Source organism: Methylobacterium sp. Leaf123 (assembly GCF_001423405.1).
Lineage (GTDB): Bacteria > Pseudomonadota > Alphaproteobacteria > Rhizobiales > Beijerinckiaceae > Methylobacterium.
In genome coordinates, this window is record NZ_LMNS01000002.1 from 86,806 (window position 1) to 100,296 (window position 13,491).

Sequence of the window (13,491 nt, forward strand, 5' to 3'; positions counted from 1 at the left end):
GTTCCATTTCCAGAAACATAACCTGTGTTGCGAAGCTCAGGCCCTCGTTCTAGCTGCATCCTCAGCGAGTAACAAAATAGGGTTTCTGAATGTCGTCTGCGTTGCGTGATCGACTGCGTTACGGCCTTGCCGCTTTTCTCGCCGGCACGGCCGCCCTCGGTTCGTCGGGCGCGGCCTGGGCGCAGGAGGTGGTGACGCTGGAGACGCTCAGCGTCGAGGGTTCAGGCAGCGGCCCCAGCGGGGCCGGCACCGAGAGCGCCTTCGGCCCGGTCCCCGGCTACGTCGCGCAGCGCAGCGCCACCGGCACCAAGACCGACACGGCGCTGAAGGAGACGCCGCAATCGATCAGCGTCGTCGGCGAGCAGCAGGTCCGCGAGCAGGCCGCCACCAGCGTGCAGGAGGCCCTGCGCTACACCGCGGGCGTCGCCGCCGAGGCCTACGGCCCGAGCACCCGCGGCGACTATCCGCGCATCCGCGGCTCGGACGCGGCGATCTTCCTCGACGGCCTGCGCCTGAAGGATCCCGACGTCTTCAACGAGCCGCGGCCCGATCCCTACACCCTCTCGCGCTTCGAGGTGCTGCGCGGCCCCGCCTCGACCCTCTACGGGTCGAGCCCCGTGGGCGGCCTGATCAACCTCGTCTCGAAACGTCCCCTCGACGTGCCCTATACCGAGGCCGGGGTGCGGTTCGGCAATTTCGGCTGGAAGGAAGCCTTCACGGATTCGACCGGGCGCCTGACCGAGGATGGTCAGTTCCTCTACCGCTTCGTCGGCGTCGGGCGGCTCGCCGATGCCCAGACCGATTTCGTCGCCAATGACCGCTACGTCATCAACCCCTCGGTGACGTGGCGCCCCTCCGCCGACACGAACTGGACCCTGATCGGCCTGCACCAGAAGGATGCGTTCGGCGCCTCCGACGCCTTCCTGCCGCGCGAGGGCTCGCTCTATGCCGGCCCGAACGGCTTCATCCCGCTGAACCGCTTCACGGGGGATCCGAATTTCAACCGCTACGAGACCGAGACGAGTTCAATCACCAGCCTGTTCGAGCACCGCTTCGACGACAACCTGATCCTGCGGCAGAACCTGCGCTACAGCCACATCGACGGCACGTACCAATCGGCCTACGGCAACGTCTACACGCTGACACCGAGCGCGGATCGGCCGAACGCGCCGTTCCTCGACCCGGCCCGCCGGACGGTCGATCGGTTCACCTACCGCGTGAGTTCGATCAAGGACCGGATCACCACCGACACCAACCTGCAGGGGCGATTCGATACCGGGCCGCTCTCGCACCTCGTGCTCGGCGGCGTGGATTTCCGCCAGCAATGGGACAGCACCCGCACCGGCTTCGGCACCGATGCCCGCCCGTTCGATCTCTACGCGCCGGTCTATGTCGGCGTGACGCCGCCGACCCTCGGCGTGCCGACCGCGCTCTCGCAGAGCCAGACCGGCCTCTACCTTCAGGATCAGATCAAGTTCGGTCAGTGGATCGTGCTCGCCACAATACGGCACGATTGGGTGAACAGCGCCACGCGCGGCGCGGAGAGCGTCGCCGGCGAGGCAACCACCGGCCGCATCGGCCTGATGTACGCCTTCGAGAACGGGCTGACCCCTTACGTCTCCTACGCGACCTCGTTCACCCCGATCTTCGGCGCCAATGTCTGTGCCGGCGGGGCCTGCCGGCCGATCGAGGGCGAGCAGATCGAGGGCGGCTTCAAGTACAACCCGACCCCGTGGTTCGCGGTCAACGCGGCGATCTACGACACGGTGGAGCGCAACCGGCTCACCCCCGATCCGAGCGGCCTGCCGATCTCGATCCAGACCGGGAAGGTCAAGATCCAGGGCGGCGACATCGAGGCGATCGCCACCATCAACACCGACACCAACATCATCGCGAGCTACGCCTATACCGATGCCCGCTACGCGGCCGGCGACAATGCCGGGGCGCGGGTCGAGACCCAGCCGCTGCACCTCGCCTCGCTCTGGGTGACGCACCGCTTCACCCTGGCCGACATGCCCGGCACCTTCCTCGTCGGCGGCGGCGTGCGCCATATCGGCGAATCGTTCGACGGCTCGCTCAACAGCTTCAACACGCCGGCCGTGACGCTCGCCGACGCGCTGGTCGGCTGGGAGGACGCGCATTGGCGCGCGCAGCTCAACGTCTCCAACATCGCCGACACGCGGTATCTCTCGACCTGCCTGGCCCGCGGCGATTGCTTCGTCGGCACGCGGCGCACCATCCTCGGCAGCCTGACCTACAAGTTCTGAGCCCGAATTGACGGATCGCGGTCCGAGTGGGAAAGCCTCTCGCATGAGCGACGCGACGGCTTCTCCCCTCCCCTCACCCGACGACCTCGCCGCGCTGAAGAGCGAGGCGGCGGCGTGGTTTTCCACCCTGCGCGACCGGATCACCGCCGCGCTGGAGACGCTGGAGGCGGAGGCGACCGGCCCCTTCCATCCAGATGCGCCGAAAGAGGCGGGCAAATTCGAGAAGACGCCGTGGCAGCGCACGGACCATAGCGGCACGCCGGGCGGCGGCGGCGTCATGGCGATGCTGAAGGGCCGCGTCTTCGAGAAGGCCGGCGTCCACATCTCGACCGTGCACGGCGAGTTCGCGCCGGAATTCCGGGCGCAGATGCCGGGTGCGGCCGAAGATCCGCGCTTCTTCGCCACCGGCATCTCGCTGATCGTCCACCCCTGGAACCCGAACGTTCCGACGGTGCACATGAACACCCGCTTCGTCGTGACGACCAAGGCGTGGTTCGGCGGCGGGGCCGACCTCACCCCCGTGCTCGACCGGCGCCGGACGCAGGAGGATGCGGACACCCAGTTCTTCCATGCCTGCCTGCGCGAGGCCTGCGAGAAACACGCGCCGGCCGCCGACTACGAGAAGTACAAAGCGTGGTGCGACGAGTATTTCCACCTCAAGCACCGCAACGAGCCCCGCGGTATCGGCGGCATCTTCTACGATTATCACTGGACCGGCGATCCGCAGGCGGATCTGGCCTATACCCGCGATGTCGGCGGGGCCTTCCTCAAGGCCTATCCGGAGATCGTCCGGCGCAACCTCGCACAGGCCTGGACCGAGGCCGACCGGGAGGAGCAGCAGGTGCGGCGCGGACGCTACGTGGAGTTCAACCTGCTCTACGACCGCGGCACCATCTTCGGCCTGAAGACCGGCGGCAACGTCGCCTCGATCCTGTCCTCCCTGCCGCCAACGGTGCGTTGGCCCTGACCGGAAGACGGTCCACAAATCGGCTGACTCGTTTATGACGTGACGCCATGGCCGAGTCGTCCCTTCCCACCCGTTTCGCCCCGCAACAGGACGAGGCGCTGAAAGCCATCGCCCGCTGGCGCAAGGAGGGCGGCTCCCAGGTCTTCCGCCTGTTCGGCTATGCCGGCACCGGCAAGACCACGCTCGCCCGCCGCATCGCCGACGACATCGACGGCCCGGTCGTCTACGGCGCCTTCACCGGCAAGGCGGCCTCGGTCATGCGCCAGAAGGGCTGCGACGAGGCGGCGACGATCCACTCGCTGATCTACCGCACCAAGGAGGGCGACGAGGGCGGCCCGACCTTCAGCCTCAACCGCTCCGGCCCGGCGACTAAGGCCGATCTCATCGTCATCGACGAGTGCTCGATGGTTGATTCCGACCTCGGCCACGACCTCCTCTCTTTCGACAAGCCGGTGCTGGTGCTGGGCGATCCCGCCCAGTTGCCGCCGGTGCGCGGCGGCGGCTTCTTCACCGAAGCCGAGCCCGACGTGATGCTCACCGACGTCCACCGCCAGGCCGCCGACGATCCGATCGTGCGCATGGCGATGACGATCCGCGAAGGCGGCCGGCTCGAAGTCGGCGAGTATGGCCAGAGCCGGGTGGTCCGCCGCCGCGACATCGACCCGGCCCAGGTGCTCGACTGCGATCAGGTTCTGGTCGGCCTCAACCGGACGCGGCGCCTGTACAACAACCGCCTGCGGGAACTCGCCGGCCACACCGACCCGATGCCGTCGGTGGGTGAGAAGCTGGTTTGCCTGCGCAACGACCGCACCAAGGGCCTGCTCAACGGCTCGACCTGGACGGTGCAGGCCCTGCGCGCCCCGCCCCGCCCGGACACGATCCGCCTTGACGTAGTGCCCGAGGACGATCCGGCCGCGCGCCGCCGCGCCGTGGACATCAAGGTGCTGCGGCAGGTGATCGAGGGCTCGGAGGAAGAGATCCCACTTTTCCTACGCCGCGAGACCGACGAGTTCACCTACGGCTACGCGCTCACCGTCCACAAGGCGCAAGGATCGCAATGGGACAAGGTGGTCCTGTTCGACGAATCCTACGCGTTTCGCGAGCACCGCGCCCGCTGGCTCTATACCGGCCTGACGCGCGCGGCGCAGGCGATCACCGTGGTGGTGTGATCGACATCATGCGGAGATTGCGATCGCTAATCTCCGCATGATATGCGGAGAATGTGGCGTACATCTACGATCGACCCGACTGGCCGCATTTCCGCTGGGACGTCAGCGCGCTCGCCGTGCGGTTGGCCGAGGTCCGCCACCATCAGGGACGCGTGCTCGGCCGCATGGAGGCGCTCGGGTTCGAGCTAGAGACAGAGGCCGTCTTCCAGACCCTTGTTCAGGACGCCTTGAAGACGAGCGAGATCGAGGGGGAGATCCTCGATCGAGAGCAGGTCCGCTCGTCGGTGGCCCGACGGCTCGGTCTCGACCGTGCCGGGATGGTCCCCGTCGAGCGCCCGGTCGAAGGCCTCGTTGCCATGTTGCTCGATGCCACGCAGGGCTATGCTGAACCCCTGACGACGGAACGGCTGTTCCGTTGGCACAGGGAGCTGTTCCCGGAAGGCGGGCACGGGCGCAAGGCCTTCACGGTCGGCGGCTGGCGAACGGATGAACTCGGCCCGATGCAGGTCGTCTCCGGCCCGATGGGCCGCGAGCGGGTCCACTTCCGTGCGCCGGCTGCCGAGCGGATCGCCACGGAAATGGATGCGTTCCTGGCGTGGTTCGAAGCGCGAGACCCGGGGATCGATCCCGTCCTCAAGGCCGCCGTGGCCCATATCTGGTTCGTGACGATCCATCCGTTCGACGACGGCAACGGGCGGATTGCCCGCGCCATCGCCGATCTCGCCCTGGCGCGCTCCGAGGGAACGGGGCAGCGCTTCTACAGCCTGTCGTCGCGGCTTCGCGTCGAGCGGAGCGATTATTACGCGACCCTCGAAGCCACTCAGAAGGGCGACCTCGACATCACGGTGCGTCTCGCTTGGTTCCTCGACGTGCTCGACCAAGCACTGAGCGATGCCGAGACGACGCTCGCAGCCGTCCTCCGCAAGGCACAGGTCTGGGAGATCCTGGCGACAAAGACGCTCAACGACCGCCAGCGCCTGATGATCAACCGTCTGCTCGACGGCTTCCAGGGCAAGCTGACGACCTCGAAATGGGCCAAGATCGCCAAGTGCTCGCAGGATACGGCCCTTCGCGATATCGAAGGACTGATCACCGCCGGCCTCCTGATCAAGGAACCCGGCGGCGGACGCAGCACGAACTACGCGCTCGCTCTTTAAACCCGCACCTCCACGGCGGCCAGCAGCGTGCACAAAGCCACCGCCTCGGCCGCCTTGCGCACGGCGTCGAGCTTCGGGAAGGTCGGCGCGATGCGCAGGGTCCGGTCGTGCGGATCCTTGCCGTAGGGATGCGTCGCGCCGGCGGGCGTGAGCGCGATGCCCGCTTCACCCGCGAGCTGGACGACCTGCGAGGCGGTGCCGTCGGCGACATCGAGCGTGATGAAGTAGCCGCCCAGCGGCCGGCTCCAGTGCGCGACCTCCCAACCGTCGAGACGGGCGGCGAACGCCTCTTCCACCGCGGTGAATTTCGGGGCGATCAGGGCGCGGTGGCGCTCCATATGCGCGGCGATCCCGGCGGCGTCGCGCAGGAAGCGGACATGGCGGAGCTGGTTGAGCTTGTCCGGCCCGATGCTGCGGCGCCCGGCCTGGGCGAGATACCATTTCACGTTGGCGGGCGAGGCGGCCAGCATCGCGAGGCCGGCGCCGGCCAGCGTCACCTTCGAGGTCGAGGCGAACACGATCGGCCGGTCGGGATTCCCGGCCTCGGCGCAGGCCTCCAGGATGTTGACGAGCGCGGGCCGTGCCTCGGTGAGATGGTGCACCGCGTAGGCGTTGTCCCACAGGATGCGGAAATCGGGCGCCGCCGCCTTGAACGAGGCCAGACGCCGAACGGTCGCGTCGGAATAGGTCTCGCCGCTCGGGTTCGAATATTGCGGCACGCACCAGATGCCCTTCACCGAAGGGTCGGCGGCCTCGCGCTCGACCGCCTCCATGTCCGGCCCCTCCCCCGTCATCGGGATCGGGATCATGCGGATGCCGAAGCCCTCACACAGCGCGAAGTGGCGGTCGTAGCCCGGAACGGGGCAGAGGATGGTGATCGGCTCCTGCTTCGACCATGGACCCGCGCCGCCGGGCACGCCCTTCAGCAGGGCGTAGACGAGCACATCGTGCATCAGCGCGAGGCTCGAATTGTTGGCGATGACGATCTGCTCCGGCGGCGCGCCGAGCACCGGCGCGAACAGCGCGCGGGTCTCGGGCAGGCCCTGGAGGTTGCCGTAGTTGCGGGCGTCGCTGCCGTCCTCGGCGGTGGTGTCGCGGTTGCCGGGAAGCGCCAGCATCTCGGCGGCGAGGTCGAGTTGATCGGAGGCGGGCTTGCCGCGGGTCATGTCGAGCTTGAGCCCCTGTGCTTTCAGGGCTTCGTACTCGCCGCGCAGGCGGGAGCGCAGCTCCGACAGCGCTTCGGGCGACAGGGTGGACAGCGACGGCATGGGATTCCTCGTGGCGGTGCCGAGCCCGCGTTCGAACCCGCAGCGCGCGCCCGGTCAAGCCCATCCCGCCGGAAAGACGTGGGCGAGCGCGGGGGGCGCCCCACCGCACTGTGGCGCATCTGCCACGTGTGCAAGTGCGAGATGATCAAACTCCTAACATGGGACGAAGTGCGAGCTTGGCCTTAACGCGCCGTTAACCATTCCAACCAAAAAGCTAAATCCGTCAAATGATGGAGGGAGCGGCAGGCAGGAACGTCTCGCGACAGCGAATACGCTCCCAAACCGTGATCCGAAAGAATTCGACAGTCCTCAACAGTTCAAGCGGCCATAGCGGTGCGCGGGTGACACCCGCGTCTGACGCAATGACCTTGGACATCTTCGGGCACAGACGATGTACATCGTTGTCGACGAGCGGCAGAGCGTGACCGACCACTACGTCGCTGGCTTCGGCGCGGAGGGCGTGAAGGCGCAGGGGTTGGCCATCGGGTCGATGAAGGATTGGCTCGACGCCGCGCCGCGGATCGACGTCGAGGCGATCGACGGCTTCCTGATCGGCGATTGCGCCGACCGCGCCTCCTGCACGGTGGCGATCCGCTCGCTCAGCCGGGCGCCGATCATCGCTCTCAACGAGACCCGCTCCCTAGAGCAGACCCTGGCGCTGTTCACGGTCGGCATCGACGACGTGGTGCGCAAGCCCGTCCATGTCCGCGAGATCATCGCCCGCGCCACCGCGATCCGGCGCCGGACCGGCCGGGGCGTCGAGCCGGCACCGGCCCCCGACCGGGCGGGCCGCCTCAAGGTCTATACCGACGGCCGCGACCCCGAGATCGACGGCGCCTGCCTGATCCTTCCCCGGCGCGAGCGCCACATCCTCGAATATCTCTCGAAGAACCGCGGCCGGCAGGTGACCAAGGGCCAGATCTTCACGGCGGTCTACGGCGACCTCGACACCAGCGTCGAGGAGAGCGTGGTCGAGGGCCATATCAGCAAGCTGCGCAAGAAGCTGCGGATGCGTCTGGGCTACGACCCGATCGAGGCCAAGCGGATGGCGGGCTACACCTTCGTCGGCTGAAGACTCCCCACACGATCCCTCAATGAAAAAGGCCGCGCTCGGTGAGAGCGCGGCCTTTTTCCGTTTCCCTGGGGCCCGCCCGGTGGGGCGGGCCGGTCATTCGGCTTAGCGGAAGAGCGAGAGTACGGTCTGGCTGCCGGAGTTGGCGATCGAGAGCGCCTGAACCGCGAGCTGCTGCTGGGTCTGGAGCGCCTTCAGCTTGGTCGATTCTTCCTCGATGTCGGCATCGACCAGGATGCCGATCGTGCGGTCGTTGGCCTTCATCAGCGTATCGACGAAGGTCTTCTGGCCGTCGATCTGGGTCTTGTTGGCACCGAGCTTGGTGCCGGCATCCGTGACCTTGGCGATCGCCTTGTCCACTGCCGTGATCACGGCGGAGAGGTCCGCGTCACCGTTAGTGCCGACGAGCTTGGAGATGTCGATGTTGGCGATCGAGTAGGTGCCGCCGCCGAACTGTGCATTGTAGGTGCCGACGTTGGTGTCGAGGATGCCCTGTGCCTGCGTGGTGCCGGCATCGGTGCCCGACGCCGTCCGGGACACCACCGTGCCGGCGGCCAGACCGTTCGTCGTGGCGGCGGCAAAGCCGAAGGCGGCAGCGTCGGCACCGCCGATGGTCACCGTGCTGGCGGTGCCCGTGTCGGAGCTCGACAGAGTGAGGCGGCCACCCGCGAACGCAGCGGTCACCTTGCTGGCACCGGCAGGCGTACCCGTCGCAGCGTTCGCAAGCTGCGTGTTGATCATCGCCGCGACGTCACTGCCGTTGACGGCGGTGTTACCCCCCGACGTCGGCGAGCCGAGCGCCGCGTAGCTCGCCGCGTTCAGGGTCACGGTCTTCGCGGTCGTGCCATCGTTGATGGTGATGACCCTGGTGTTGGCACCGGAAAGGTTGAACGAGCTGACGGTGCTACCGGTAACGATTGCCGAAGTCGCGACGCCCGTGGTCGTGCCGAAGCCGACGTCGATCAGTTTCTTATTGGTGGCGGAGGGGTCGGCTACAGTGACGTTCAGGGAAGTGGAGGCGCCGGTATCGGCGGTGGTGAAGGTCAAACGGCCGGCATCATCAAGGCCTGCCGAGATCTTGCCGCTCAGGGAGGAGGCAGAGATTTGGTTGTTGACGGCTTTCAGGAACTCGTCAGTCGTGACCTTGGTGAGATCCTTCGCGGCTGATTTCAGTGAAGCGGCATTCAGGCTAACCGTCGTGGCGGTCGCACCCAGAGTCAAAGTCATGCTTACTTCGTTCGGACCGCTGAAGTCAGCCGTGCCGGCACCGGCGCTGAAGGCGGCCGTTCCCGTCAACGAGGTCGTGCCGACGATCTGCGCGTTCGTTGCTGCCGTCGTTACGCTGGTGGAGTTGGTGTCGTACAGCTTGATGCTCTGCACGTTCACGTTGATCATCGAGAAGTTAATCGTGCCGCCGCTATCGCGGGAGAAGCCCGCCACTACCTTCTGCGTTGCCTGATAGCCGGTGTTGGAGGCGGACGAGTTGACCGAAAGCCAGTTCTGGCCCGACGAGTTCGAGGAGTCGGCCGTTGCCTTCATCTTACTCTGGAGAGCGGCGACTTCCGTCTGCACCTTGGCGCGGTCGACGCCCGGCTGCAGCGCGGTCTGCAGCTTGGCGCGCAGGTTCTGCATGTCGGACAGGATCGAGTTCAGGCCGTTATAGGCGGTGTCGACCGCCGAAGAGCCGAGGCCGAGCGAGTCCTTGACCGCCGAGAGGGAGGCGTTGTCGGTGCGCACGGTGGTGGCGATCGACCAGTAGGCGGCGTTGTCGGAGGCGGTCGAGACGCGCTGGCCGGTGGAGACGCGGTTGGAGGTGGCGTCGAGCTGGCTGTTGATGCCCTTGAGCGTCGTCAGCGCCGTCATGGCGGAGATGTTGGTAAGCAAGCTGGTCACAGGTCAGACTTCCGGCAAAAAGAGGGGGGACGGTTCTCAGGACCGGACTTGCACCGGTGCGGCCGCACGACCCTATCGAGAGGGCCGCGGCGAGCCCCTGGAGGCTCGTTTCGCCGCGCATCACACCTCCGGACTCGCACCGGATCAACGGACCGACATCATGTCTGTGAACCCGTCGGAGGGTTCACCCGCTGGCCTCTTCTCGAAGGCGGCTTCGTATGGTTGCCGAAGGCGCCTCGCGATGAGCCGACAATGGCCGCACCCCGTTACGAAGCGATTAAGCGAGCCCGCCCGGCACCGTCCCGCCGCGTGTCCTCCACAGGTCGGCCTCGTGCCTGTGGAGAAGCGGCGAGAGCGCATTCCGACGAAGGGGTCACCGGATCGTCGAAATAATTCGTTTCGAAACAGAGACTTAGGAGATTCCGGCCTGATGCCGTCCGATCGGACGCGGCTCTAAACGACCGGCTCGCCCTCGAAGGCGACACCGGCGAAATCTCCGCGGCGCCAGCACAGCCGGACGGTCATCGTGCGCAGGTCATGCGCGGCGATCACGAGAGAAAACATCTCCGGCAGGTCATGTTCGGGGGCGACGCGGATCTTGGCGCCCTGGCGCGAGAGGTCGCGCACGGTGCAGGCGATCAGGTGTTCGGGGCCGAGGACGATGCGGCCCTGCTGGACGACGCGGTGGCGCTTGCCCACCCGTTCGACGGGCGGGGCGGCTTCCGGCGAAACATTTTCCCGCGGATCGGCCATGCTCGCTCCCCGGCGCCCTCACCCATCGGCTTAATGACCGTCCCCGGCGCTGTCGATGAGACGGGACGTCCCTTCGCGCAGCATCGTTAACCGGACGTCAAGCATATTTGTAGACGGTTCATGAAGGATGACGCTTCCGCCCCCGGGGCACGCGCAGCGGATCGGTTTCGCGCGGCGCCCCGGGATCACCTGCCGAGACCTCCATGACGTCCGATTCCGCACGGCGATCCTCCCTCGGCACCGCCGCACGCGCCGCCCGTCTGCCGGCGCGGCCGGTGGCGGGGAGCATCGCCGCCCGCCGCGCCCGCGAGGCGGCCGGCGAACGCACCGTCCTGGCCGGCCTCGTCCTGCTCGCCCTGACCGCCAGCGGGTTCGCAGGCTACGCCATCGCGACCGGAACGCATGATTATTCGGTGCAGGCGGTGCTGCCCGCCGGCACCGCGCCCTTCACCTGGAAGAAGACCGTGGCGCAGGGCCGCCTCGCCGACCCCGATTTCGATCCGGCCACCACCGGCTCGCTGCCCGACCGGCCCGCGGCGGCAACCGCCGGCCTTCAGGGTCCGGCGGAGTCATCGGCCCTGCCGCCCGCAGGCGCCTACGCCCTGCGCGGGGTCACCGACGGCATCGCAATCCTGGAGAACCGGGAAGGCCAGCGCACCGCCGCGCTCGGCAGCGTGCTGCCCGGCGCGGGCCGCGTCCTGTCGATCCGCCGGACCGGCGCGGGCTGGGTCGTGATCACGACCGAAACGATCATCGGCCCGGTGGCGCCGTGACGCGACCGGCCGGAGGCGGACAAGCCTGGGACAAGGGAACCGCCCTAAGCATCGGCCCGAAAGGCGGCAACCGGCTTTCGGACAAGACGACGCGAAAACAAGACCCTCACGCGTCGGATCCGGCTCGCACCGCCGGGCCGCTGGTTGCCTCCCTCCCGCGCTCCCACTCAGGCGCCTGCCCGTGACCGACACCCTCACCAGCTACCGGCTGATCGCCAAGGATCTCCCCGCCTCGCTCTCGCGCAAGGCGGCCGAGCCGACGGTGGCCCGGGAGACCGCCTATTACGAGGCGCATATCGGCGGGGTGAAATCGGTCGACGACCTGCTCGGCGACCAGCGCCTCTATGCCTATGCCATGAAGGCCTACGGCCTGGAGGACATGACCTACGCCAAGGCGTTCATGCGCAAGGTGCTGGAGGAAGGGGCGGCCAGCGCGGCGAGCTTCGCCAACCGCCTTGCGGACGACCGCTACACCGCCTTCGCCAAGGCATTCAGCTTCGGCCAGGGCGTCACCGCCAACGGCGCCGATCCCGCACGCTTCGGTGACGCGCCGCGCCCCGCCTCGCTCAGCGCGCCGAAGCTCCTGGCCGACACCTACGATTTCAGCGGCCGGGCCGAGGCGAGCTTCCTCGTGGAGTCCCAACTCGACGCCAAGACGACGCAATCGGTCACGATCCGGCTCAACGCGCAAACCCTGGCCGGGCGGGTCGCGAATCCCGCCAAGGTGACGCCGTCGGAGATCGCGGCGGCGGTGGCGGCGCAGATCGAGGCCTCCGCCCTGAAGGGCAAGGTCCAGGCGGGGCTTGCCGCCGACGGGAGCCTGTTCTTCGAGACCACCGCGCTGACCGATCTCGGCGCCGACGGCGCTTACGGCGGCACCGGCCCGAATGCCGACACGCTGGTGAATGCGGGCGGGCAGAACCGCACCCTGACGATCCGCAACGCGCCGCTCTCCGCCGATCGAACCGCCGTCGATGTCGGCTTCGGCACGGATCTGGGACCGGACAAGATGGCCCAGACCGTCACCCAGGCCTATCTGCGCCAATCGCTGGAGAGCGAAGCGGGCGACGCCGATACCGGCGTGCGCCTCGCGCTCTACTTCGCCCGCAAGGCATCGACGCTGACGAGCGCCTACGACATCCTCGGCGACGCGGCGCTGAGCCAAGTCGCCAACACCGTGATCGGCCTGCCGGCGACGAGCGGCGCGGCGACGAGCGAGGCCCTGGCCAAGCGCGCCCAAATGATTGCCAGCAAGATCGACGTCGCGAGCTTCCGCGACCCTGCCAAGCTCGACGCCTTCGTGCGGCGCTTCGCGGCGATCTGGGACGCGCAGAACAACACCGCCAGCGCCCCCATCCTCGCCCTGTTCACCGGCACGGGCAGCCTCGACGCCGAGACGCTCCAGAGCGTGCAGACGGCGCGGTTCGGAGCTTAAGGGCCATGCAGAGCAGCCTCTACGTCGCCCTGTCGAGCCAGATCGCCCTCGAAAAGCGCCTGACCACCACCGCCAACAACGTCGCCAACATGGCGACGGTGGGCTTCCGGGCGGAGGAAGTCAGCTTTTCCGAACTGCTCGCCCGCTCGAACCGCGGCGAGGTCGCCTTCGTCGGTCCGGGCAAGAACACCATCTCGCGGGCCGCTGGCCCGACGACGAAGACCGATTCCACCCTCGATGTCGCCGTGCAGGGTGATGCGTGGCTCGGCGTAAAGGGCCCGAAGGGCGACACGCTCTATACCCGCGACGGCCGCCTGACGATGGACGCAAACGGGCAGCTGCGCACGGTGGGCGGCCTGCCGGTGGTCGATCCCGGCGGCGGCCCCCTGCTGCTCGATCCCCAGGCCGGGCCGCCGAAGATCGGCCGCGACGGCAGCATCCACCAGGGCGTGAACCAAGTCGGCGCGCTCGGCCTGTTCAGCATCGACCCGAAGGCGACGCTGACGCGCTCGGGCGAGAATGCCGTCGCCGCGAGCCTGCCCGCCCGGCCGGTTCAGGACTTCACCCGCATCGGCCTCGTCCAGGGCTATGTCGAGGGCGCCAACGTCAACCCGATCCTGGAGATGACCAAGCTCATCGCGATCCAGCGCGCCTTCGAGAGCGCGGCGACGATGACCTCGGAGGCCGACACCACCCTCACCGGCGCCGTCAAGACGCTGGGACCGCAGGGGTGATGC

At 67.8% G+C, this 13,491-nt stretch carries 11 protein-coding genes; 8 read left to right on the forward strand and 3 right to left on the reverse strand.

What is annotated here, in order from left to right:
• The first annotated feature begins 89 nt into the window (after nt 1–89).
• Genes ASF53_RS03950 through ASF53_RS03965 form a run of 4 tightly spaced genes read left to right on the forward strand, consistent with a single transcriptional unit; the run spans nt 90 to nt 5,560 of the window.
• Nucleotides 90–2,267 carry a TonB-dependent siderophore receptor gene (locus ASF53_RS03950; RefSeq protein ID WP_056194185.1) on the forward strand — a complete coding sequence of 726 codons (2,178 nt, stop codon included), beginning with the start codon at nt 90–92 and terminating at the stop codon, nt 2,265–2,267.
• Nucleotides 2,268–2,310: 43 nt separating this feature from the next.
• Complete coding sequence (hemF, locus tag ASF53_RS03955; protein WP_056194189.1) at nt 2,311–3,234, forward strand: oxygen-dependent coproporphyrinogen oxidase; 924 nt, start codon at nt 2,311–2,313, stop codon at nt 3,232–3,234.
• Nucleotides 3,235–3,281: 47 nt separating this feature from the next.
• On the forward strand, nt 3,282–4,403 hold the full coding sequence (locus ASF53_RS03960) for an ATP-dependent DNA helicase (protein WP_056194192.1): 1,122 nt from the start codon (nt 3,282–3,284) through the stop codon (nt 4,401–4,403).
• Between the two features lie 53 nt (nt 4,404–4,456).
• Nucleotides 4,457–5,560 (forward strand): Fic family protein, encoded by a 1,104-nt coding sequence (locus ASF53_RS03965; RefSeq protein ID WP_056194195.1) that lies wholly within the window; start codon nt 4,457–4,459, stop codon nt 5,558–5,560.
• Here ASF53_RS03965 and ASF53_RS03970 read toward each other — a convergent pair.
• Entirely contained in the window at nt 5,557–6,828 is a 1,272-nt protein-coding gene (locus ASF53_RS03970; protein ID WP_056194198.1) for an aspartate aminotransferase type Ic, read from the reverse strand. The genes ASF53_RS03965 and ASF53_RS03970 overlap by 4 nt on opposite strands.
• 391 nt (nt 6,829–7,219) lie before the next feature.
• Here ASF53_RS03970 and ASF53_RS03975 point away from each other — a divergent pair, with 391 nt between their 5' ends.
• Nucleotides 7,220–7,900, forward strand: a complete 681-nt coding sequence (locus ASF53_RS03975; protein ID WP_056194201.1) for a response regulator transcription factor — start codon at nt 7,220–7,222, stop codon at nt 7,898–7,900.
• Nucleotides 7,901–8,005: 105 nt separating this feature from the next.
• Here the strand turns inward: ASF53_RS03975 and ASF53_RS03980 are convergent, their stop codons facing one another.
• Together ASF53_RS03980 and ASF53_RS03985 are read right to left on the reverse strand one after the other, a co-directional pair.
• Nucleotides 8,006–9,793: a flagellin N-terminal helical domain-containing protein gene (locus ASF53_RS03980; RefSeq protein WP_056194206.1), complete on the reverse strand. Its 1,788-nt coding sequence runs from the start codon at nt 9,791–9,793 to the stop codon at nt 8,006–8,008.
• Nucleotides 9,794–10,246: 453 nt separating this feature from the next.
• The gene (locus ASF53_RS03985) at nt 10,247–10,546 is read right to left on the reverse strand and encodes a PilZ domain-containing protein (protein ID WP_056194209.1); all 300 of its coding nucleotides are present in this window, start codon (nt 10,544–10,546) and stop codon (nt 10,247–10,249) included.
• Nucleotides 10,547–10,749: 203 nt separating this feature from the next.
• On the opposite strand from ASF53_RS03985, the gene ASF53_RS03990 reads away from it, so the two are divergent.
• From ASF53_RS03990 to flgF, 3 genes are all read left to right on the forward strand, one after another.
• Nucleotides 10,750–11,319, forward strand: coding sequence for a hypothetical protein (locus ASF53_RS03990; RefSeq protein WP_056194213.1), 570 nt, complete (start codon nt 10,750–10,752; stop codon nt 11,317–11,319).
• Nucleotides 11,320–11,500: 181 nt separating this feature from the next.
• Nucleotides 11,501–12,754, forward strand: a complete 1,254-nt coding sequence (locus ASF53_RS03995; RefSeq protein WP_056194216.1) for a DUF1217 domain-containing protein — start codon at nt 11,501–11,503, stop codon at nt 12,752–12,754.
• Nucleotides 12,755–12,759: 5 nt separating this feature from the next.
• The gene (flgF, locus tag ASF53_RS04000; RefSeq protein WP_056194219.1) at nt 12,760–13,488 is read left to right on the forward strand and encodes a flagellar basal-body rod protein FlgF; all 729 of its coding nucleotides are present in this window, start codon (nt 12,760–12,762) and stop codon (nt 13,486–13,488) included.
• The last annotated feature ends 3 nt before the right edge of the window (nt 13,489–13,491 follow it).